The organism is Sphingomonas sp. FW306-1B-B10E, from assembly GCF_058782005.1.
The window spans coordinates 1-19963 of sequence record NZ_JBYSXG010000009.1; the positions used below are offsets into that span (position 1 = coordinate 1).

Sequence of the window (19963 nt, forward strand, 5' to 3'; positions counted from 1 at the left end):
ACCCCAACCCCTCCCCTGAAGGGGAGGGGCTAAGGAAAGGCAGCCCGATCGTTACCGGCGCGGTATCATTGCTCGGATTCCGCAACAGCGTCCTCCGCACCGGCGGTCGCCGGCTCTTCCTCGTCCGCGAACCAATGCGCGCGGGCGGCCATGATGATCTCGTTGCCCTGATCGTCGGTCAGACCATATTCGGCAAGAATTCCGCCCTTGTCCTCGGCACGCTCCGAGGTCTTGGCGTTCTCGGCGCGACGGCGCGGCTCCTGACGCTTCTTCTGGACCAGTTCGTCGGTGGCGAGATCGGCGAGGTCGTCGAGCGTCTTGATCCCGGCCTTGCCGAGCGTGACCAGCATCGCCTCGGTCATGTACGGCATCGTCGCGAGATCGTCCTCGACGCCGAGCTCGCGGCGCAGCTGGCGATTGGCTTCCTCGCGGCGATCGAGCGCTTCCTGCGCGCGGCTCTGCAGCTCCTGGCCGAGCTCCTCGTCGAAGCCTTCGATGCTGGCGATCTCGTCGAGCTCGACATAGGCGACCTCTTCGAGGCTGCCGAAGCCCTCGGCGACGAGCAGCTGGGCGAGCGTCTCGTCGACGTCGAGCTCATTCTGGAACAGCTCGGAATTCTGGACGAACTCCTTCTGGCGCTTCTCGCTGGCATCGGCCTCGGTGAGGATGTCGATCGCCTTGCCGGTGAGCTGCGAGGCGAGGCGAACATTCTGGCCGCGGCGGCCGATCGCGAGGCTGAGCTGATCGTCGGGGACGACGACTTCGATGCGGTCGTCCTCCTCGTCGATCACGACGCGGCTGACATTGGCCGGCTGGAGCGCGTTGACGACGAAGGTCGCGGTGTCGGGCGACCAGGGGATGATGTCGATCTTCTCGCCCTGCATTTCCTGGACGACCGCCTGGACGCGACTGCCCTTCATGCCGACACAGGCGCCGACCGGATCGATCGACGAGTCGTGCGAAATGACGCCAATCTTGGCGCGCGAGCCGGGGTCGCGGGCGGCGGCCTTGATCTCGATGATGCCGTCGTAGATCTCCGGCACTTCCTGCGCGAACAGCTTCTTCATGAAGTCGGGGTGCGCGCGGCTGAGGAAAATCTGCGGGCCCCGGTTCTCACGGCGGACGTTGAGGATGATCGAGCGGACGCGATCGCCGACGCGGACGACTTCGCGCGGGATCTGCGCGTCGCGGCGGATCACGCCCTCGGCGCGGCCGAGATCGACGACGACATGGCCGAACTCGACGCGCTTGACCACGCCGGTGATGATCTCACCCATGCGATCCTTGAACTCTTCGTGCTGGCGCTCGCGCTCGGCGTCGCGGACCTTCTGGAAGATGATCTGCTTCGAGGCCTGGGCCTGGATGCGGCCGAACTCGATCGGGGGCAGCGGATCGACGATGAAGTCGCCGATGCTCGCATCCTTCTGGAGCTTCTGCGCGCCCTTGAGATCGACCTGCTTGAAATAATCGTCGACCTGCTCGACCACTTCGACGACGCGCCACAGGCGAAGGTCGCCGGTGTTCGGGTCGAGCTTGGCGCGAATGTCGTTCTCGCTGCCATAGCGGTTCTTGGCGGCGCGCTGGATCGCATCCTCCATCGCCTCGATGACGATCGCGCGGTCGATCAGCTTTTCCTTGGCGACCGAATCGGCGATCGCGATCAGCTCGGCCCGGTTGGCGGTAACGGCAGTGGCCATGGCTTACCCTTCTACTTCGATGATTTCTTCGGCGCCCTCGGTGGAGAGCGGCGCGGTTGCGGCGATGATCCTGTCGGTCATCGTCAGTTTGGCATCCTCGATCAGGTCGAACGGCACCGAATACTGCACGCCCTGCGCGTCGGTGATCCCGACGGCGGTTCCTTCGACGCCGGTCAAGTCGCCCTTGAACTGCTTACGCCCGTCCAGCTTCTCGGCGAGATTGATCCGCGCCTCGTGCCCGGCCCAGTCCTGATAGTCCTGCAGGCGGGTGAGCGGACGGTCGATCCCCGGCGAGCTCACCTCGAGCCGATAGGCGTGATCGATCGGATCGCGTCCCTCGGCCTCGAGTGCGTCGAGCCGATCCGAGATGCGGCGCGACAGATCGGCGCAGTCGTCAATCGTCAGCTGGCGGGTATCCGGACGCTCGGCCATGATCTGCAGCGTCGGATCGGACTTGCCGCCGAACATCTTGACGCGCACGAGTTCGAGCCCGAGCGCCTTGGCTTCGGGTTCGATCAGGCTGGTCAATGCGGCGATGTCCGCCATTCTGTCTCCGGCAATCAGATAAGCAGCTTCAGCGCCGGAGCCCTGCGGGCCCCGACCTCGGCATGTGTGACGATGTCGAGAAAGCACGTGCGATATACGCGCTCGGTGGCGCGCAGGCAAGTGGGGCTAGGCCGGGTTGTGCGCCGCGAGAAATTTTCCGACGCGCGCCAGGAAATCGGCATTGTCCGCCGGACCCTCCAGCGTGTGGCCCTGTCCCGGATAGGCGACATAATCGTGCGCCCGGCCGAGCCGAGTCAGCGCGGCGTGGAGACGGGCCGACTGGTCGCCGGGCACGGTCTCGTCGGCGGTGCCGTGCGCGATCAGGATCGGCAGGTGCAGCGCCGCGACCCGGGCGATCGGCGACAGCGCGTCGAGCGACGGCGCATCGCCCTGGATGCGGCGCTTCCACGCGCGATAGTCGCGCTCCTCGAAGGTCTTGTGGTCGTAATCGAGCTGCGCGGCGACATCGGAGATGCCGGCGAAGCTGATCGCGCAGCGATAGCGCGCCGAAGGCTGCGTCGCCGCCCACATCGCCGCATAGCCGCCATAGGATGCGCCCATGATGCACACGCGGCGCGGATCGGCGACGCCCTGCGCGGCGAGCCAGTCGACACCGTCATCGACATCGTCCTGCATTCCCCGGCCCCATTGCCCGTCGCCCTTGTCGACAAAGGCGCGACCGAAGCCGGTCGAGCCGCGATAATTGGGCTGGAGCACCGCATAGCCGCGATCGGCGAGATACTGGACCCAGGGATCATAGCCCCAATCGTCGCGCGCATAGGGGCCGCCATGCGGCATGACGATGAGCGGCAGGCCCTTGGCCTCGCGCCCGGCCGGCAAAGTGAGATAGCCGCTGATCTCGAGTCCGTCGCGGGCGCGGTAGCGGACCGGCTTCATCTCGGCGCCGCTCCGCACCGCGAGCGCCGGGCTGACCGCCGCGACCAGGACCGCCTGGCCTTGCGCATAGAGATAGAAGGCGCCGGGATCGGCGGCCGATTCGCTGAAGATCAGCGACCGGCCCGCCTTCGATGCGATCACGCGGTTGCTCCGCCCCGGCAGCGCCGAGTCGATCCCCGCCTGGCGCTGCGCCATCGCCGGATCGAGCCAGTGCGTGGCGGGCTGGCCCGACGCGTCAACGCCGAGCAAACGCCCGTCGGCGTCGGTCTGGAAACCTTCCAGATCGACCTGGGGATCGGCGTAGAGCAATGCGCCGAGGCGTCCATTGCCGAAATCATAGGCATAGAGCCCGACCCGGCCCGCGGCGGTCTGGGCGAGCGCATAGCCGCGATCGGCGCCGCGGATCGGCACGAAGCGATCGGTGCCCGCGCCGATATCGCCCGCGGCGCGCATCGAGCGGCTGAACGCGTCGTGCTCGCTCTTGCGATAGAGCAGCCATGAGCGCTTGCCCTGCATCGCGACGCCGGCGCGGACGACGCCGGCCGAATCGGCATACCAGTCCCAGACATGGTCCTGCGGCGCGACCGCGAGGCGGATGGCGCCGGTAGCGAGATCAAGGCGGTAGACCCCCGGCGTAGGATGGCCGGGCACCGCCGACTTGAGCAGCAGGAAGCTGCCGTCGGCGGCGATGTGAAGGACCTCGTCGCCGGCCTCGGCGGGACGCGCCGCGGCGACCTGCCGGAGCGTGCCGCTATCCAAATCGATCGTGACGAAGCGCGTGCTCGGCGCACCGCTCTGCCGCGAAAGGCTGACGAGCAGCCGCCGCGGGCCGAGCCAGCCATGCCATTCGAGCCGCTCGTCTTCGGGGAGCGCGATCGGATGACGCGCGGGCGCCCCATGCGAAAAATCATAGACGACGAGCCGCGCCCGGCCATCGACCAATGCGCGCGCCGCGATGCGCTGCCCGTCGGACGACAATGCCGCGTCGGCGATCGCGGGCGGCGCGAAATAGGCTGCAGCGTCTTCCGGCAGCGCTGGCGTTGCCGGCGTCGCACATGCCACACTCGTCTGAACCCAAGCCAGCGCCAGCACGGCGCGGCGCACCACCCGCCACATCATACGATCCGCCCCCGCGTTCGTTAGCAAGTGCAGCATGCTTCATGGAATAAAATTGCGCAAGTCAGGACATTCCCGCAACTATTTGATACGGTACTGAAATGAGCTCGGCTTACGCCTCGACAGCGGAGCCCAACTGTCGGATGCGCGTTGCACGATTAAACTGCGAGGGGCGCTACCGATGCGTAAGACCAGACTGATCCTGCCGGCCGCGGCGCTGCTCGCTGCCTGCAATCCGCAATCGGGGGCCGTCGCGCAGGAACATGCGGCGCCGGCCGCCGCCTTGCCGTTCCAGGTGACGCCGGTCGCCGATTTCGACGCGCCCTGGGCGATGACCTTCCTGCCCGACGGATCGATGCTGGTCACCGAAAAGGCGGGGACGCTGCTCCACGTCTCCGCCGACGGCAAGACCAAGACGCCGGTGTCCGGAACGCTGCCGGTGTCGAGCGCGGGACAGGGCGGGCTCATGGACGTCGTGCTCCACCCGAAATTCGCGCAGAACCGGCTGGTCTATTTCAGCTTTTCCGAAGCCAATGCGGAGGGCCTGAAGGGCGTCGCCCTGGCGCGCGGCACGTTGAACGCCGAGCGCCTCGACAAGGTGGAGGTGATCTTCCGCGCCTCGCCTTACGTTTCGGGCGACGGCCATTTCTCGGGCCGGATCGCTTTCTCGCCCGACGGCAAATATCTGTTCTTCACCAATGGCGAGCGCCAGAAATTCGATCCCGCCCAGGATCCCAAGGCGACGCTGGGCAAGGTGCTGCGGCTGACGCTCGACGGCAAGCCGGCGCCCGGCAACCCGCTGGCAGCGAAGGGCTTCAATCCCGCGATCTGGTCGTACGGCCATCGCAACCTGCTCGGCATCGCCTTCGACGCCAAGGGCAATCTGTGGGAGCAGGAGATGGGCCCCAAGGGCGGTGACGAAGTCAATCTGATCCAGCCGGACCGCAACTACGGTTGGCCCAAGGCATCCAATGGCAGCCATTATGACGGGCGCGACATCCCCGATCATGCACCGGGCGACGGCTTCGAGCCGCCCAAGGTGTGGTGGAATCCGGTGATCAGCCCGGGCGGGCTGATGGTCTATTCGGGCAAGCTGTTCCCCCAGTGGCAGGGCGACATCTTCATTGGCGGGCTTTCGAGCAAGTCGCTGGTGCGGGTCGACGTCAACGGCACCAGCGCCGCCAAGGGCGATCAATGGCCGATGGGCGCGCGCATCCGCGAAGTCGAGCAGGGCCCCGACGGCGCGATCTGGCTGCTCGAGGATGGCGGCGATGGCTCCCAGGGGCGTTTGCTGCGTTTGATACCTGCCGGCTGAGCAACAGTGCCGGCGGGAGGTGCGTATGATGCGATGTGCGCTCTTGCTGGCGGGCGCGGCGATGGTGCTGGCCGCGTGCAATGGCGGCGGTGGCGGCAGCGTGGTCACGCCGACGCCCAGTCCGTCGCCTTCGCCCTCTCCGTCGCCTAGTCCGAGCCCCACGCCGACGCCGATCACCTCGGTCCGCTCGACGAGCGTAGCGAGCTTCTCCTGGCCCTGGGCGATGGTGTTCCTGCCCGATGGCCGGCTGCTGGTCACCGAAAAGCCGGGGACGTTGCGCCTCGTCACGCAGGACGGCACCAAATCACCGACGCTCGGCGGCGTGCCGACGGTCGCCTATGCCGAACAAGGCGGGCTGCTCGATGTCGCGCTCCATCCCAATTTCGCGAGCAACAAGCTCGTCTATCTGAGCTTCGCCGAGCCCGGTGCCGGCGGCGCAGGGCTGGCGGTCGCGCGCGGCACGCTGACCGAGGACGCATCGGGCGCCCGGCTCACCGGCACCACGGTGATCTGGCGCCAGACGCCCAAGGTCTCCGACACCGGTCAATATGGCGGGCGCATGGCGTTCGCGCCCGACGGCAAGCTGTTCGTCACCGCCGGAGACCGGCGCGCGATCGGACTGGTCCAGGACAAGAGCACGACGATCGGCAAGATCGTCCGGCTGAACGACGACGGCACCGTACCCGCGGGCAATCCGTTCGCCACGACCGCCGGCGCCAAGCCCGAGATCTGGACCCTCGGCCACCGCAATCCCTACGGCCTGGCATTCGATCCGGCCGGGCGGCTGTGGGAGCACGAGATGGGCCCGTCGGGCGGCGACGAGTTCAACCTGATCGTCGCAGGGCAGAATTACGGCTGGCCCAACGTATCGAACGGCAACAATTACGACGGCAGCAACATTCCCGATCATAGCCCGGGCGACGGCTATGCCGCGCCGTTCGTATCCTGGAGCCCGGTGATCGCGCCGGGCGGGATGATCCTTTACGGCGGCACGCTGTTCGGCGCGTGGCAAGGCGATGCGATCATCGCCGGAATGGTCAGCCAGGGGCTGGTGCGCGTGCGGTTCACGGCGACCGCCGGTGCCGAGGCGCAGCGAATCGCGCTCGGCCAGCGCATTCGCGAAGTCGAGCAGGGCCCGGACGGCGCGATCTGGGTGCTCGAGGATGCCGCGAACGGGCGCCTGATCAAGCTGACCCCGGGCTAAGGGTCCGCCCGCACGATCAGATAGTTGATCCGCGCGGCGGCGATCGGCCGTCCGGGATCGTCCTGCCACGCCACGGCTTCGACATTGGCGACCCGCGTTCCGAGCCGCGTGACGGTGCCGCGCGCGCGGGTCGGCTTGTCGCGCCCGCCGCGCATGTAATCCACGGTCAGGTTGATCGGCTTGATCCGCACCTCACCTTCGTCGGCAAGCGCCTGTTTGAGCGCGCCGACCGCCGCCATCTCGAGCAGTCCGCCGATCGCGCCGCCGTGCAGGAAGCTCGGGCGTCCGACGACGTCGACCGCGAAGGGCATGACGAAGGTCGGTGCGGTCTCGCCCGGCTCGATCTCGAGCCCGAGCAAGCGGGCATAGGGGATCACCAATAGCCCTCCACCGCCATGAACGTCCCCGCGACATGCGCGAGCGGATCGTCCGGATCGCCGTCATGCGCCTGGCCGCGGACAAAGGCGATCGAGCGCGTGATGCGATAGCATTCGCCGCGGCCGATCACCGTGCGGCCAGGGCGCGCCGGGCGCAGATAATCGATGCGGAGATCGAGCGTCGCATGGCCCTTGAACGCGTCGAGCTTGCGCCACACGCCGACGCTGGTCGCCATGTCCATCAAGGCGAGGATCGGCCCGGAGGCGATGACGCCATTGCTCTCGTCGCCGATCAGATCGGCGTGATAGGGCAGCGCCAATTCGGCCCAGTCGTCGCCGTGATCGTGATAGACGATGCCCAGCCTGCCGCCATGCCCGCCGAAGCGGCCGCCGAACAGCAATTTGGGATCGAAGCCGCTGGCGCCGTCGGTCATCGCCGCGGCCTAGCGCGGCGCGCCGGGGCACGCAAACCCTCACATTACAGCGATGTAACGTGCGCCGCATGGCACCTCAGTCCTAAGCTGCCACGACTCGCAGGGAGGGGCGCAGATGAAGCTGGTGCAGATCGATCCGGCCGAGATCGTCGAATTGGAAACGCGCGTGGCGATGCACGGCGCGGTGCGGACCGAGGAAACGGGGATCGACGATCTCTTCGAAATGCTCGTCGGGATCGCAGTGCTGATCTACGAGATGGCCCCCCGCTAACCCGATGCCCTCCCTATCCGATGCGACGCGCGCCGCGATCCTGCGCGCGCGTCCGCGGTCTGCCGCGACGATGCAAGAATGGCGCGAAGGTGCCGCCTATCGAGCGACCGCAACGAAGTTCGCCGAATGCGCGGAGAGTCCCGAGCGCGTAGCCGACTGCGCGGAAGCGCTTCTCGCCGACGCCGGCTGGGCCGCGGCGTTGCTCGCGCCGCTGGTGGTAGCGCTCGACGCGGATCCGCTGTTCGAGCCCGCGCTCAAGTTTCAACGCGATGCGCGGCGCGTCGGCATCGTGCTGTTCGATGGCCCGATGGTGTCGATCGCCGCGCGGGTGACCAATGCGGAGGCTATGGCATTGCCGCGGACGATCGTCCTTACCGGCAGGATCGCAGTGATACGCGTGGTGAGGGCGGGCGACGCACGACTACATTGCTGGCGCCTGGCCCCCGCCAAGGGCGGTAGCATCGCCCGGGCTGCCGGCTCGCGGATGCTCGATGACGGCGCGGTCTATCGCTGCGATGGGAGGACCGAGGCCAAGCTGCTCTGCGACGCGACGCGCGACGTCGTCACGCTCGTCGCGACGATCCGCGCTGGCGCCGGGCCGTTACTGCGCGAATATGATCGCGAGAGCGGCGCGCTGGTGCGCGTCGCCGATGCCGACGACCGGCCGTCGCGCACCGCGATGCTGCTGCGCTTCCTGCGCGAAGCCGGCCGGGCGGATGCGCGTGCCTGTTTCGAAGAGGCAACGTATGCGCCGGACTTCCACCTGCGCTGGGCGGCAATGCGCGAATGGCTGGCGCTCGATGCCGCCGGCGCCGCACCGCGGCTCGCCGCCATGGCCACGGCCGATGCCAGCGACGAAGTCCGCACCGCCGCGGCATCCATGCTGCCGCTCGTCGAGGCACGGCTGGCGGACGCGCGATGCCGCGGCTGATCGATCCGGGCGCGGGCGCGCCGATCGGGCTTGACGAACTGGTCGACGCGCTTGCCGTCGCGGACTTCGACGCGCGCGACGAGGACAGCTTCGCCGCATTGGGCCCGTTGCTCGCCCGCCTGGGACGCAATCGCGACTTCCTCGCCGAGCTGGCGATCGACGAGCTCAAGGGCCGCTGTGCCGGCCAGCACCGCGCCAATGGCTATGGCGCGCAGGTCTTCCTGTTGCGCCCCCCCGATGCGCGCACCGTGCTGCGTGCCAATTTCTGGCCGGCGCGCACGGACCCGCTGGTGCGCGCCAGCGGCCCGGCGGCATTCTATTACGACCTGCCGCATGACCATAATTTCCCGTTCCTGACCTATGGCTATCTCGGTCCCGGCTATTGGAGCGATTATTTTGAATATGATGTCGACGCGCTAGCCGGCGTGCCGGGCGAGGATGCGCAACTGCGTTTCGTCGAGCGCGCGCGCCTCGCGCCGGGTCAATTGATGCTCTACCGAATGCGGCGCGACATCCATGTCCAGCTGCCCCCCGATGCGTTCTCCGTCACCCTCAACATCCTCGGCGCCGACCCGGCCCAGCCCTGGCTCGACCAATATCGCTTCGACATCGGCCGCGGGGTGATTGCCGAGGGGCTGACCTGTACCGGCGCCGAGGCCCTGCTCGCGGTCGCGGTGCACCTTGCCAATGGCGCCGACCTCGCGGCGGCCTTCGCCCGGCAGCATCCATGCGAGCGGATGCGCGTGACCGCGCTCGATGCGCTCGTCTCAGCACGGCCCGGCGAGGCCGTTGCACTGCTCGAAACGGCGGCAGGCGCGCCGAGCCGCTATGTTGCGGCACATGCCCGCGCCCGGCTGGCGGCACGAGTTGCTCCGTAACGGAGATGTTTTGATCCGATCCGGAGGATTGCGCGCTAGGCTGGCGCAGTGGCCGGACTCGTCGCATGCGCGCTCCACATTCCGAAGCTGAAGGAAGCCGCCGGCGCGCGCGGGCTGGCGATCGTCGCGGTGACGTCCGCGGCGCTGGCCGAGAGCGGCGCGCAAGCAGCGGTTGTGGGGCTCGAGGGCCGCGATCCAGCCGCCTGTGTGGCGCGGCTGCGAGCGCAGGGGTGGCGCGGGACCCTGTTGCTCGTGCTTCCCGGTGCTAGTGTCGCTGGCGCGCTCGACGCCGGGGCGGACGACGCGGTCGCGCACTCGGCATCGGCGGGCGAGATCGCCGCGCGGCTCGCGGCACGGATGCGCTGCTGCGCCCCGGTCATAGCGGTGGGCGGCTTGCGCATCGACACCGTCGAGCGGCGCGTCGAGCGCGACGGCCGCCCGTTGCGGCTGCTGCCGCGCGAATATGGGCTGCTGCTGCACCTCGCGCGATCGGCAGGACGCTGCGTCGGACGCGAGGAATTGCTCGCGGCGGTGTGGGGCCTGCCGTTCGATCCAGGGACCAATGTCGTCGAAGTCCATATCTCGCGGCTTCGTGCCAAGCTCGATCGCGACTTTGCGGTGCCGATGCTGCTCACCGACAAGAACCGCGGATACAGGCTTACCGGCTGACCGCGCCGCGGCTTTGCCCTACCATGCCCTTAAAGAGGAGCCGAGATGACCGAGCAGCGCGTTACCGTCACATTCGAGGACCACATCGCCCAGGTCCGGCTGGCCCGGCCCGACAAGCTCAATGCACTCGATCCGGCGATGTTTTCGGGGCTGATCGAGGCTGTCGCCCAGTTGAAGGATATGCCGAGACTGCGCGCGGTAGTGCTGTCGGGCGAAGGGCGCGGCTTTTGCGCCGGGCTCGACATGGCGAGCATGGCGAGTGCCGGCTCGGGCGTGGACCTGGCGGCGCGGACTCATGGTCTCGCCAATGACTTTCAGCAGGTCGCCTGGGGGTGGCGGACGCTGGCGGTGCCGGTGATCGCAGCGATGCACGGCGTCGCATTCGGCGGCGGGCTGCAGATCGCCAGCGGCGCCGATGTGCGGATCGCCGCCCCGGACACGCGGATATCGGTGATGGAAATGAAATGGGGAATCGTTCCCGACATGGCCGGCTTTGCGCTGTGGCGCGGGAGCGTGCGCGACGATGTGCTGCGCGAGCTGGTCTATACCGCGCGCGAATTCGGGGCGGAGCAGGCCCAGGCGCTCGGCTTCGTCACGCGAATCGCCGCCGACCCCCACGCCGAAGCGATGACGCTGGCGCGAGCGATCGCCGGCCGCAACCCGGACGCGATTCGCGCGGCCAAAAGGCTGGCGGGGCTCGAGGGCGATGCCGCCGCGATCCTAGACGCCGAGAGCCGCGAGCAGGCCGCATTGCTGCGCACGCCCAACCAGATCGAGGCGGTGATGGCCAACATGCAGAAGCGCGCGCCGAACTTCACCGACTGAGTCTTGCAATCGAGGGCAGCGCCTTTAGACCGATCGCATACCCGAAACTCGAAAAGCGAGTCGCACGATGCGAGAGGCTGTCATCGTTTCCACCGCGCGCACCGGCGTGGGCAAGGCCGGACGCGGCTATTTCAACGATACCGAAGCGCCGGTTCTAGCCGCGCATGTGATGAATGCAGCGATCGCGCGTGCCGAAATCGATCCGACGCGTATAGACGATGTCTTCTACGGCATGGGCAACCAATGGGGCACGCAGGGCGGCAACATGGCGCGGCTGGCGCTGTTCGCCGCCGGCATCCCGCACAGCGTCCCGGCCTTCAGCCTCGATCGCAAATGCGGCTCGGGGCTGACGGCGATCGCCCTCGCGGCGCGATCGATCATGACCGACGAGATCGATGTCGCGCTTGCCGGCGGGATGGAATCGATCAGCCTCACGATGACGAACGCGCCGCGCGTGGTGAACCGCTCGGTGGTCGAGCAGGTGCCCGCGGCATATATCCCGATGATCGAAACCGCCGAGATCGTCGCCGAGCGCTATGGCATCAGCCGCGAAGCGCAGGATGCCTTCGCCGCCGAGAGCCAGCGGCGCGCCGCCGCCGGGCTGGAGAAGGGTGCCTTTGCCGAGGAGGTCGTGCCGATCACCGTCGACAAGGCGCTGTTCGACAAGCAGGGCAACCGCATCGGCAGCGAGAGGGTGACCGTCACCCAGGACGAAGGCATCCGGCCGGGCACCACCGCCGAGGCGCTCGCCGGGCTCAAGACGGTGTGGAGGGACGGCGATTTCGTGCGGGAGGGTCGCAACGTTACTGCGGGCAATGCCAGCCAGCTTTCCGACGGTGCCGCCGCGCAGATCCTGATGGACCGCGCGACCGCCGAGGCCGAAGGCAGGGAAATCCTCGGTATCTATCGCGGCTTCCAGGTCGCCGGCTGCGAACCCGACGAGATGGGGATCGGCCCGGTCTTCGCCGTGCCCAAATTGCTCGCGCGCGCCGGGCTCAGCGTCGCGGACATCGGCTTGTGGGAAATCAACGAGGCGTTCGCCAGCCAATGCGTCTATTGCCGCGACACCCTCGGCATCGACCCCGACCGGCTCAACGTCAATGGCGGCGCGATCGCGATCGGTCACCCGTTCGGGATGACCGGATCGCGGCTCGTCGGCCATGCGCTGATCGAGGGACGCAAGCGCGGGGTGCGCCACGTCGTCGTCTCGATGTGCACCGCCGGCGGCATGGGCGCCGCCGGCCTGTTCGAAATCCCCTAGTCGAGCCCGAGCGCCTTGGCGGCAGCAGCCTCGGCCTGGGCGTGCAGCGCCCAGAAGCTGGCGATGTGCTTTCCCGCGAGCCTTTTCTCGAGCACTGCGAGATGCGCCGCCCAGCCGCCGCCGAAATTCTTCGCGTCGGCCGGTCCGCGCAGCCCGTCATGGGTGAGAGTGAGCAAGGTGCGGTCGGCGGCCAGCGAAGCGAGCTCGATCGTCACTTCGCCGGCATCCCCGTCGTTCCAGGTGAAAGCGAGCAGCCGCGGTGGTTCGATCCGAGTGATCGTCTCGGACCACGCCTTGCCCTGATTGCCGGCATAGCGCTCGGGGGCGGCGACGGGCTCGTCGGACAGGCTGTCGTGGGCGAAGGTCATGCCGAGCTTGCCGCCTTCGCGCGGCTCAGTCGGACCGCCCATGAACCAGCGCGCGCGCAGCTCAGAATCGATCAGATACTGCCAGACGGTCTCGATGGGCGCGGCGAGCTCGCGCTCGAAGCGCAGCGTCCGCGGGGTGATCGTGTCTGCGTGCAGCGTATCAGCCATTTGCGTTCTCCAGGATGCGGGCGAGACTATCGAGGATCATCGTCCAGCCCTTGCGGGTCTGGTCCTCATAGGCCGCCCATTGCGGGTCCATTTCGTGGGTGAGGGTGAGCGTACAGCCGCCGGGCGTCTCGGCGATCTCGACCGTGACGCGCATCCATTCGCCGTCCGCGGTGGGAGTCGCCGCGAACAGGAAGACGAGGCGATGCGGACGCTCGATCTCGAGATAGCGGCCGCGATGCTCGGCATCGCCTGCCGCGCGCCGCTCGGTGAGCGTGAAGCCGCCGCCGATGCGCGCATCGATCTCGCAGCGGATCATCTCGCCGTCGGGCGTAGCGAAGAGGAATCGTGTGGCATCGACGGGATCGAGCCAGGCGTCGAAGACGCGCGCGGCCGGTGCGGCGAAATCGCGAGTGACCCGGAGGATCGGCCCGCTCATGCGTCGGGCTTCTCGTAGAGCATGATCCAGTTGCCGACCGTATCGTCGAAGGTCGCCATCGCCGGCATGGCCTCGGCGGGGGGACTCGGCGGCGCCCTGAATGCCACGCCCGCAGCGGAGAGCCGGGCGTGTTCGGCCGCCAGGTCTTCGACCGCGAAAGCGGTGAGCGGCACGCCATTGTCCTTGAGCGCCGCCTGATAGGTCTTCACGAACGGGAAGAAATTGGGTTCGAGCGAGATGCGCGCGCCGTCTGGATCGCCCGGCGCGGCGAGGGTGATCCAGTGCGGCGCGCCCGGCGGGCCGGTGGGCACGTCCTCCTTGAGCACGAAGCCGAGCGTGTCGCGGTAGAAAGCAAGCGCCCTGGCCTGATCGTCGACGATGATGCTGAGCAGCGTGATTCTCATACACCCTTCTCCTTCTCGGCCTCGATCAGTGCCTCGAGCCGGTCGAGCCGCAGCGTCCAGAACTGCTCCCATTGCCGGAGCCATTGGTCGGCCTCGGCGAGCGGCCCGGCGTTGAGCCGGCAGAGCTGATTGCGGCCGACCTTGCGCCGCGCGACGAGGCCGGCGCCCTCCAGCACCTTCACGTGCTTGGCGGCGCCGGCGAAGCTCATCGCGAAGGGTTCGGCCAGCTCGCCGATCGACTTCTCGCCGCGCGCGAGCGTAGCGAGCATGCCGCGCCGGGTGGGATCGGCGAGCGCGTGGAAGGTGGTGTCGAGTCGTTGTTCAACCATATGGTTGAAAGTGACGTGGCATCGACGTTTAGTCAACCGTTCGGTTGAATATTATCCTTGGGCGCCGCGCGTACTGCACGGAGCGCGTCGAAGGCATAGAGGCCACAACCGATCCAGATCAGCGTGAAGGTGATGATATGGACGGTGTGCACCGCCTCGCCGAACAGCAGCACCGCCTCGGCGAATTGCAGCGACGGAGCGATATATTGGAGCAGCCCGAGCGTCGCGAGCGGCAGGCGCCGCGCCGCCGCGGCGAACAGCAGCAATGGCGCGGTGGTGACCACACCGGCCAGCGCGAGCAGCAGATCGAGATGCGCGGACTGGCCGAACGCGCCAGTGCCCGCCTGGCTAGCCTGGACCAATACTGCGATGCTGAACGGCGCCAGCAGCAGGGTCTCGACGGTCAGCCCGCCCAGCGCATCGATCGCGGCGACCTTGCGCAGCAGCCCGTACAGTCCGAAGCTCGCCGCCAGCAGCAGCGAGATCCAAAGCGCACCGCCGCCATTGGCGGCGAGCAGCACCACGCCCAACGCCGCGACACCGATCGCGACCGTCTGGAGCCGCCGCAGCCGCTCGCCGAGAAATGCGAAGCCGAGCGCGACATTGACCAGCGGATTGATGAAATAGCCCAGGCTCGCTTCGAGGACATGGTCATTCTGGACCGCCCAGATATAGACGATCCAGTTGATCGCGATCATCGCCGCGCTGCCGACGAGTAGCAGCAGGGTACGCCCGCGCGCTGCCGTCACGATCCCGCGCGCACGACGCAGCGCCAGGATCAGCACCGCGAGCAATGCGAGCGACCAGAGCACGCGATGCGCGAGCACCTGAAGCGCGGGCACGGCCTTGAGCAGGTGCAGATAGAGCGGCAGCACGCCCCACAGCGCATAGGCGGCGACGCCGAAAAGCAGGCCCGCGGCGCCGGGCTGGGACGAATTGCGCATGCCCCCCCTTCGCCGCTCGTTGCCGATGCGGCAAGCAGAACACGCTTGGGGAGCGACAAGCGCCGCTACGTCGCCGTTATGGTCTCAGCCCGCGGGCTTTACCGGGCTCGCTGCCTCGGTGCCGACCACCGTCGCCCAAGGCGCCACGCTCCAGCGCTGGACAAGACCATTGGCGACGTAGGGATCGGCAGCGGCAAAGGCGCGCGCCGCGTCCCCGTCGGTAAACAGCAGCAGCGCCGATTCGACCGGATCGCCGACCGCGCCGCCGAGCAGCAGCTCGCCGCGCGCGACCGCTGCCCAGGCTAGCGCAAGATGCGCGTCGCGAAACGCCGGGCGGCGTTCGAGATAGTCGGGCGCGAGCGCGTAGCGGAGCAGGAAGTGCGCCATCTCAGTCGGCGAACAGCAGGACCGGGGTCTCGAGCAGCTTGCGCAGCGCCTGGACGAAGCTCGCCGCGTCATGGCCGTCGACGACGCGGTGGTCGCAGCTGATCGACAGGTTCATCAGCTTCGCGCGGACGATGTCGTCGCCGCGGAAGATCGGGCGCTCGACGATCTTGTTGGGGCCGATGATCGCGACTTCGGGACGGTTGATCACCGGTGTGGTCGCGATGCCGCCGAGCGGGCCGAGCGAGGTGATGGTGAGCGTCGAGCCGCTGAGCTCCTCCGACTTCGCCTTGCCGGTGCGCGCGGCTTCGGCGAGGCGACCGATCTCGGCTGCGAGCTGCCAGACATTCTTGTCCTGTGCATCGCGGATCACCGGAACCATCAGCCCGGCATCGGTCTGCGCCGCCATGCCGAGATGGACGCGGCCGTGGCGCGTGACCACCCCCGCCTCGTCATCGTACCGCGCATTGATCATCGGGAAATCGGGGATCGTCCGACATATCGCGACGATCAGGAAGGGCAGCATCGTCAGCTTGGGACGATCGCCGCGATTGGCGTTGAGGTCACCGCGCGTCGCCTCGAGCGCAGTGACGTCGATCTCGTCGACATAAGTGAAATGCGGGATCGCGCGCTTCGACGCGGCCATGTTCTCAGCGATGCGGCGGCGCATGCCGATGACCTTGACGGGCTCGTCCTCGCGGGCGCGGCTGGCATGCGGGGCGTGATAGCCCTGCGCACTGCCGTAGCGGAGATAGGCGTCGAGATCGGAGTGACGCAGGCGGTCACCCTCGGCCTTTACCGAAGCGAGATCGATGCCGAGGTCCTTGGCGCGGGCGCGGACCGCGGGGGAAGCGAGGACGTGCTTCTCTTCTCCCCTCCCTGCAAGGGAGGGGCTGGAGGTGGGTTTGCCGGCGGCGGGGCTCGATGCCCCGGCGTCGGCTTCTTGCGCAGGCGTTGCCGGCTCGCTTGCGCTCGCACCCACCCCCGGCCCATCCCTTGCAGGGAGGGGAGTTTCCTTGACTACCTCTTCGACCCCAGGATTCTCGGCCTCGACCTGTTCCTCGACTTCCTCCGACACCGGCGGCTCGGCGACGTCGCCGTCGGTCTCGACCACCATCAGCGCCGAGCCGATCGCGACCTGGTCGCCGACCTCGCCGGCGAGTTCGACCACCACGCCCGATACGGGCGATTCCATCTCGACGGTCGCCTTGTCCGTCATCATGTCGGCGACCTGCTGGTCCTCCTCGACACGCTCGCCGACACGCACGTGCCAGGCGACGATCTCGGCCTCGGCGATGCCCTCGCCGATGTCCGGCAGGCGGAAAGTGAAGCGGGCCATCGCGGTCAGTCCTTCAGGAGTTTCTTGAGCGCCTCGCCGATGCGCACGGGACCCGGGAAATAGGCCCATTCGAGGCTGTGAGGATATGGCGTGTCGAAGCCGGTGACGCGCTCGATCGGGGCTTCGAGATGATAGAAGCAGCGCTCCTGGACGAGCGCGGACAGCTCGGCGCCGAACCCCGAGGTGCGCGTCGCCTCGTGGACGATCATGCAGCGCCCGGTCTTCTTCACCGATGCCTCGATCGCCTGGATGTCGAGCGGCACGAGCGTGCGCAGGTCGATGATCTCGGCATCGACACCCAATTCCTCGATCGTGTTGGCGACGACATGGACCATCGTGCCGTAGCACAGGATCGTCACGGCCTCGCCCGCGCGCACGGTCGCCGCCTTGCCGAGATCGACGCGGTAATGCCCTTCGGGCACTTCGCCCGCCGGATGCGCCGACCAGTTCTTCGACGGGCGATCGTAATGGCCGTCGAACGGGCCGTTATAGATACGCTTGGGCTCGAGGAAGAGAACGGGGTCATTGTCCTCGATCGCGGCGATCAGCAGGCCCTTGGCGTCGTAGGGTGTCGACGGGATCACCGTCTTGATGCCCGAGACGTGGGTGAAGATGCCCTCGGGGCTCTGGCTGTGCGTCTGCCCGCCGAAGATGCCGCCGCCATAAGGCGAGCGCACCGTGATCGGCGCGGTGAAGTCCGCTGCCGAGCGATAGCGCAGCCGCGCCGCTTCGGACACGAGCTGGTCGAGCGCGGGATAGATATAGTCGGCAAACTGGATTTCGGGAACCGGGCGCAGGCCGTACGCGGCCATGCCGATCGCGACGCCGACGATGCCGATCTCGGTGATGGGCGTGTCGAAGGCGCGGGTCTTTCCGTATTTGGCCTGGAGCCCGGCGGTCGCGCGGAACACGCCGCCGAAATAGCCGACATCCTCGCCCATGACGACGATGTCGGGATCGCGCTCCATCATCACGTCCATCGCCGAATTGATCGCCTGGATCATGTTCATGCGGGCCATGGCTCAGGCCTCCCGCGCGATGAAGCGGTCGCCGGGCGCGGCCTTCCACGCCGCCAGCGCGGCACGCGCCTTGGCATCGTGCAGCCCATAGCCGCGGACGAACAGCCGCACCGGCTCGAGCACATGATCGAACCCGGCAGCGGTACCGGCGACAAGCTCATGGTCGCTCCCGTCGACCACCAATGCATATTTACCGCCCGCCGGCGCGCTTTCGATCGGGAACAGATGGTCGGCGGGATCGGTGACGAGCCCGGGGACTCGATCGGCAGTGCCGGTCACGATCATCGTCGGCACGGCCAACGCCTGATAGGCGCTCGGCTGGATCAGCCCGGGAATCTTGCCCGGAGTCGAGAAGCCGAGGACCGCCTCCACCGCCAGGTTGCGCAACTGCCCGACATAGGGAAGCGCCCCGCCGAGGCAGAGCGCGATCAGCGTGCCGAAACTATGCCCCGCCGCGATCACCGGCAGCCCCGGATAGCGCTTGGCGGCAAAAGCGGACACCGCCGTCATGTCCGCCAACCGCTCGGGGAAGCTCTGCTCGCGCGTGAACTTTGCAGCGTCGGGATATTTGACCGAATCGACATGCAGCGGCGCGAGAACGACATAGCCCTGCAGCGCGAGGATCGCCGTGATCCGCTGATAGCGGTCGGGCCATGAGCCATGGCCGGTCGAGAACAGCACCACGCCCTTGGGCTTGGCCTTGCCTTCGAGGCGCACCATGGTCAGCCGGGTGCTGCGGGTACCCACCGTGAACGGCATGTCGTCACTGACGACCATATGTTCGTCAGCGGCGAGCAGCCCTGAAGGCAGCAGCGCGATCCCGCCCAAGGCGGCTGCACCCTTGATCAGGGTGCGGCGGTCGAGACGCATCGTCATATTCCCGCCGCCTTGCGTTCGTCGAGCATCTGCTGCTGCTGTTCCTTGAGGTGCCAGGGTATCTCTTCGAACACGCCCTCGAACATCGTCTCGAACGGCTGGTGCATGCCGTGGCCGAGGATGCCGTTGGTCTCGGCTTCCTTCTGCGCGCGCTTCACTTCTTCGGCGAGTTCGAGGTCTTGTGCGGCATGGCGCTCTTCGTCCCATTCGCCGAGCGCGATGAGGTGTTCCTTCAACCGCCGGATCGGATCGCCGAGCGGCCAGGCGTTGGGCTCGCCCGCGCTGCGATAGGCGGTCGGATCATCCGAGGTCGAATGGCCCTCGGCGCGATAGGTGAAGTGCTCGATCAGGGTCGGGCCCTGATTGGTCCGCGCGCGCTCGGCCGCCCATTGCGTCGCGGCATAGACCGCCAGCGCGTCATTGCCGTCAACGCGCAGCCCGGCAATGCCATAGCCCACCGCGCGCGCTGCGAAGGTCGTCGCCTCGGCGCCGGCAAAGCCCGAGAAGCTGCTGATTGCCCATTGGTTGTTGACCACGTTCAGGATCACGGGGGCCTTGTAGACCGTCGCGAAGGTCATCGCCGAATGGAAGTCGCCCTCCGCGGTGCTGCCCTCGCCGCACCAGGTCGCGGCGATGCGGGTGTCGCCCTTGGCCGCGCTCGCCATCGCCCAGCCGACCGCCTGCGGATATTGCGTCGCGAGATTGCCCGAGATCGAGAAGAAACCGAACTCCTTCGACGAGTACATGATCGGCAACTGGCGCCCCTGCAGCGGATCGCCCTTGTTCGAATAGATCTGGTTCATCATCGTGATCAGCGGATAGCCGCGGGTGATCAGGATGCCCTGCTGGCGGTAGGACGGGAAGCACATGTCGTCGGCAGCAAGCGCCATCGTCGCGGCCACCGCGACGGCCTCTTCGCCGGTCGACTTCATGTAGAAGCTGGTCTTGCCCTGGCGCTGCGCGCGGAACATGCGCTCGTCGAACGCGCGAACCAGCGCCATCGAGCGGAGCATCTTACGCAGCGCCTCTGAATCGAGCCGCGGGTTCCACGGGCCGACCGCCTGGCCCGATTCGTCGAGCACGCGGACCAGCGTGAACGCCAGGTCCTGAAAATTGGCGGCGGGCTCGGCAGTGTCCGGGCGGCGGGCGGAGCCCGCGGGCGGGACATCGACTGCACTGAAATCGACTTCGTCGCCGGGTCGGAACCTCGGCTCCGGCACGTGCAGCGACAGCGGCGGCAAATTGGCGCGCGGGGCGTCCATGATCTCTCCGAAT

At 67.7% G+C, this 19963-nt stretch carries 23 protein-coding genes; 8 read left to right on the forward strand and 15 right to left on the reverse strand.

Going from position 1 to position 19963, the window contains the following annotated elements; translation table 11 throughout:
* Nucleotides 1-65: 65 nt before the first annotated feature.
* The 3 genes from nusA to AC3WJI_RS05180 all read right to left on the reverse strand — a co-directional run bounded on the left by nusA (nt 66) and on the right by AC3WJI_RS05180 (nt 4259).
* A complete protein-coding gene (gene nusA / locus AC3WJI_RS05170) occupies nt 66-1697 on the reverse strand; it encodes a transcription termination factor NusA (protein WP_492756181.1) in 1632 nt (543 codons plus the stop codon).
* A 3-nt stretch (nt 1698-1700) separates the two neighbouring features.
* Nucleotides 1701-2243: a ribosome maturation protein RimP gene (rimP, locus tag AC3WJI_RS05175; protein WP_492756182.1), complete on the reverse strand. Its 543-nt coding sequence runs from the start codon at nt 2241-2243 to the stop codon at nt 1701-1703.
* A gap of 126 nt (nt 2244-2369) precedes the next feature.
* Nucleotides 2370-4259, reverse strand: coding sequence for an alpha/beta hydrolase family protein (locus AC3WJI_RS05180; protein WP_492756183.1), 1890 nt, complete (start codon nt 4257-4259; stop codon nt 2370-2372).
* A 178-nt stretch (nt 4260-4437) separates the two neighbouring features.
* Between AC3WJI_RS05180 and AC3WJI_RS05185 the strand changes: the two genes are divergently transcribed.
* A complete protein-coding gene (locus AC3WJI_RS05185) occupies nt 4438-5571 on the forward strand; it encodes a PQQ-dependent sugar dehydrogenase (protein ID WP_492756184.1) in 1134 nt (377 codons plus the stop codon).
* A 25-nt stretch (nt 5572-5596) separates the two neighbouring features.
* The gene (locus AC3WJI_RS05190; RefSeq protein WP_492756185.1) at nt 5597-6775 is read left to right on the forward strand and encodes a PQQ-dependent sugar dehydrogenase; all 1179 of its coding nucleotides are present in this window, start codon (nt 5597-5599) and stop codon (nt 6773-6775) included.
* On the opposite strand, the gene AC3WJI_RS05195 is transcribed toward AC3WJI_RS05190, so the two are convergent.
* Together AC3WJI_RS05195 and AC3WJI_RS05200 are read right to left on the reverse strand one after the other, a co-directional pair.
* A complete protein-coding gene (locus AC3WJI_RS05195) occupies nt 6772-7155 on the reverse strand; it encodes a PaaI family thioesterase (RefSeq protein WP_492756186.1) in 384 nt (127 codons plus the stop codon). The two genes, AC3WJI_RS05190 and AC3WJI_RS05195, sit on opposite strands and share 4 nt — an antisense overlap.
* The gene (locus AC3WJI_RS05200) at nt 7149-7586 is read right to left on the reverse strand and encodes a PaaI family thioesterase (RefSeq protein ID WP_492756187.1); all 438 of its coding nucleotides are present in this window, start codon (nt 7584-7586) and stop codon (nt 7149-7151) included. The genes AC3WJI_RS05195 and AC3WJI_RS05200 overlap by 7 nt, the downstream gene beginning before the upstream one ends.
* Nucleotides 7587-7701: 115 nt before the next feature.
* Here AC3WJI_RS05200 and AC3WJI_RS05205 point away from each other — a divergent pair, with 115 nt between their 5' ends.
* The 6 genes from AC3WJI_RS05205 (at nt 7702) to AC3WJI_RS05230 (ending at nt 12421) form a co-directional block, all read left to right on the forward strand.
* Nucleotides 7702-7857, forward strand: coding sequence for a hypothetical protein (locus AC3WJI_RS05205; RefSeq protein WP_492756188.1), 156 nt, complete (start codon nt 7702-7704; stop codon nt 7855-7857).
* A 4-nt stretch (nt 7858-7861) separates the two neighbouring features.
* Nucleotides 7862-8788, forward strand: a complete 927-nt coding sequence (locus AC3WJI_RS05210; RefSeq protein ID WP_492756189.1) for a hypothetical protein — start codon at nt 7862-7864, stop codon at nt 8786-8788.
* Complete coding sequence (locus tag AC3WJI_RS05215; protein WP_492756190.1) at nt 8776-9666, forward strand: transposase; 891 nt, start codon at nt 8776-8778, stop codon at nt 9664-9666. Before AC3WJI_RS05210 ends, AC3WJI_RS05215 begins: the two co-directional genes overlap by 13 nt.
* A gap of 48 nt (nt 9667-9714) precedes the next feature.
* Nucleotides 9715-10335, forward strand: coding sequence for a winged helix-turn-helix domain-containing protein (locus tag AC3WJI_RS05220; RefSeq protein WP_492756191.1), 621 nt, complete (start codon nt 9715-9717; stop codon nt 10333-10335).
* 45 nt (nt 10336-10380) lie between these two features.
* Entirely contained in the window at nt 10381-11160 is a 780-nt protein-coding gene (locus tag AC3WJI_RS05225) for a crotonase/enoyl-CoA hydratase family protein (protein ID WP_492756192.1), read from the forward strand.
* Between the two features lie 67 nt (nt 11161-11227).
* Nucleotides 11228-12421, forward strand: coding sequence for a thiolase family protein (locus tag AC3WJI_RS05230; protein WP_492756193.1), 1194 nt, complete (start codon nt 11228-11230; stop codon nt 12419-12421).
* Here the strand turns inward: AC3WJI_RS05230 and AC3WJI_RS05235 are convergent.
* The 10 genes from AC3WJI_RS05235 to AC3WJI_RS05280 all read right to left on the reverse strand — a co-directional run bounded on the left by AC3WJI_RS05235 (nt 12418) and on the right by AC3WJI_RS05280 (nt 19950).
* The gene (locus tag AC3WJI_RS05235; RefSeq protein ID WP_492756194.1) at nt 12418-12957 is read right to left on the reverse strand and encodes an SRPBCC family protein; all 540 of its coding nucleotides are present in this window, start codon (nt 12955-12957) and stop codon (nt 12418-12420) included. The two genes, AC3WJI_RS05230 and AC3WJI_RS05235, sit on opposite strands and share 4 nt — an antisense overlap.
* Nucleotides 12950-13393: an SRPBCC family protein gene (locus AC3WJI_RS05240; RefSeq protein WP_492756195.1), complete on the reverse strand. Its 444-nt coding sequence runs from the start codon at nt 13391-13393 to the stop codon at nt 12950-12952. Before AC3WJI_RS05240 ends, AC3WJI_RS05235 begins: the two co-directional genes overlap by 8 nt.
* Nucleotides 13390-13797 carry a VOC family protein gene (locus tag AC3WJI_RS05245; protein ID WP_492756196.1) on the reverse strand — a complete coding sequence of 136 codons (408 nt, stop codon included), beginning with the start codon at nt 13795-13797 and terminating at the stop codon, nt 13390-13392. Before AC3WJI_RS05245 ends, AC3WJI_RS05240 begins: the two co-directional genes overlap by 4 nt.
* Nucleotides 13794-14126 carry an ArsR/SmtB family transcription factor gene (locus AC3WJI_RS05250; protein ID WP_492756197.1) on the reverse strand — a complete coding sequence of 111 codons (333 nt, stop codon included), beginning with the start codon at nt 14124-14126 and terminating at the stop codon, nt 13794-13796. Before AC3WJI_RS05250 ends, AC3WJI_RS05245 begins: the two co-directional genes overlap by 4 nt.
* 32 nt (nt 14127-14158) lie before the next feature.
* Entirely contained in the window at nt 14159-15070 is a 912-nt protein-coding gene (gene rarD, locus AC3WJI_RS05255; RefSeq protein WP_492756198.1) for an EamA family transporter RarD, read from the reverse strand.
* An 84-nt stretch (nt 15071-15154) separates the two neighbouring features.
* Nucleotides 15155-15457 carry a YciI-like protein gene (locus tag AC3WJI_RS05260; protein WP_492756199.1) on the reverse strand — a complete coding sequence of 101 codons (303 nt, stop codon included), beginning with the start codon at nt 15455-15457 and terminating at the stop codon, nt 15155-15157.
* A 1-nt stretch (nt 15458) separates the two neighbouring features.
* Nucleotides 15459-16793 (reverse strand): dihydrolipoamide acetyltransferase family protein, encoded by a 1335-nt coding sequence (locus AC3WJI_RS05265; protein ID WP_492756200.1) that lies wholly within the window; start codon nt 16791-16793, stop codon nt 15459-15461.
* 5 nt (nt 16794-16798) lie between these two features.
* The gene (locus tag AC3WJI_RS05270; protein WP_492756300.1) at nt 16799-17803 is read right to left on the reverse strand and encodes an alpha-ketoacid dehydrogenase subunit beta; all 1005 of its coding nucleotides are present in this window, start codon (nt 17801-17803) and stop codon (nt 16799-16801) included.
* 12 nt (nt 17804-17815) lie between these two features.
* Nucleotides 17816-18688 (reverse strand): serine aminopeptidase domain-containing protein, encoded by an 873-nt coding sequence (locus tag AC3WJI_RS05275; protein ID WP_492756201.1) that lies wholly within the window; start codon nt 18686-18688, stop codon nt 17816-17818.
* Nucleotides 18685-19950: a 3-methyl-2-oxobutanoate dehydrogenase (2-methylpropanoyl-transferring) subunit alpha gene (locus AC3WJI_RS05280; RefSeq protein ID WP_492756202.1), complete on the reverse strand. Its 1266-nt coding sequence runs from the start codon at nt 19948-19950 to the stop codon at nt 18685-18687. Before AC3WJI_RS05280 ends, AC3WJI_RS05275 begins: the two co-directional genes overlap by 4 nt.
* Nucleotides 19951-19963 lie beyond the last annotated feature (13 nt).

Bases quoted from the DNA above. Each gene is read 5' to 3' on its own strand.
- AC3WJI_RS05180 (WP_492756183.1), bottom strand. From the start codon at position 4,259: ATGATGTGGCGGGTGGTGCGCCGCGCCGTGCTGGCGCTGGCTTGGGTT.
- AC3WJI_RS05205 (WP_492756188.1), top strand. From the start codon at position 7,702: ATGAAGCTGGTGCAGATCGATCCGGCCGAGATCGTCGAATTGGAAACG.
- AC3WJI_RS05265 (WP_492756200.1), bottom strand. From the start codon at position 16,793: ATGGCCCGCTTCACTTTCCGCCTGCCGGACATCGGCGAGGGCATCGCC.
- AC3WJI_RS05245 (WP_492756196.1), bottom strand. From the start codon at position 13,797: ATGAGAATCACGCTGCTCAGCATCATCGTCGACGATCAGGCCAGGGCG.
- AC3WJI_RS05260 (WP_492756199.1), bottom strand. From the start codon at position 15,457: ATGGCGCACTTCCTGCTCCGCTACGCGCTCGCGCCCGACTATCTCGAA.
- AC3WJI_RS05230 (WP_492756193.1), top strand. From the start codon at position 11,228: ATGCGAGAGGCTGTCATCGTTTCCACCGCGCGCACCGGCGTGGGCAAG.
- AC3WJI_RS05270 (WP_492756300.1), bottom strand. From the start codon at position 17,803: ATGAACATGATCCAGGCGATCAATTCGGCGATGGACGTGATGATGGAG.
- AC3WJI_RS05225 (WP_492756192.1), top strand. From the start codon at position 10,381: ATGACCGAGCAGCGCGTTACCGTCACATTCGAGGACCACATCGCCCAG.
- rimP (WP_492756182.1), bottom strand. From the start codon at position 2,243: ATGGCGGACATCGCCGCATTGACCAGCCTGATCGAACCCGAAGCCAAG.
- AC3WJI_RS05215 (WP_492756190.1), top strand. From the start codon at position 8,776: ATGCCGCGGCTGATCGATCCGGGCGCGGGCGCGCCGATCGGGCTTGAC.
- AC3WJI_RS05240 (WP_492756195.1), bottom strand. From the start codon at position 13,393: ATGAGCGGGCCGATCCTCCGGGTCACTCGCGATTTCGCCGCACCGGCC.
- AC3WJI_RS05250 (WP_492756197.1), bottom strand. From the start codon at position 14,126: ATGGTTGAACAACGACTCGACACCACCTTCCACGCGCTCGCCGATCCC.
- AC3WJI_RS05280 (WP_492756202.1), bottom strand. From the start codon at position 19,950: ATGGACGCCCCGCGCGCCAATTTGCCGCCGCTGTCGCTGCACGTGCCG.
- rarD (WP_492756198.1), bottom strand. From the start codon at position 15,070: ATGCGCAATTCGTCCCAGCCCGGCGCCGCGGGCCTGCTTTTCGGCGTC.
- AC3WJI_RS05185 (WP_492756184.1), top strand. From the start codon at position 4,438: ATGCGTAAGACCAGACTGATCCTGCCGGCCGCGGCGCTGCTCGCTGCC.
- nusA (WP_492756181.1), bottom strand. From the start codon at position 1,697: ATGGCCACTGCCGTTACCGCCAACCGGGCCGAGCTGATCGCGATCGCC.
- AC3WJI_RS05190 (WP_492756185.1), top strand. From the start codon at position 5,597: ATGATGCGATGTGCGCTCTTGCTGGCGGGCGCGGCGATGGTGCTGGCC.
- AC3WJI_RS05210 (WP_492756189.1), top strand. From the start codon at position 7,862: ATGCCCTCCCTATCCGATGCGACGCGCGCCGCGATCCTGCGCGCGCGT.
- AC3WJI_RS05200 (WP_492756187.1), bottom strand. From the start codon at position 7,586: ATGACCGACGGCGCCAGCGGCTTCGATCCCAAATTGCTGTTCGGCGGC.
- AC3WJI_RS05275 (WP_492756201.1), bottom strand. From the start codon at position 18,688: ATGACGATGCGTCTCGACCGCCGCACCCTGATCAAGGGTGCAGCCGCC.
- AC3WJI_RS05235 (WP_492756194.1), bottom strand. From the start codon at position 12,957: ATGGCTGATACGCTGCACGCAGACACGATCACCCCGCGGACGCTGCGC.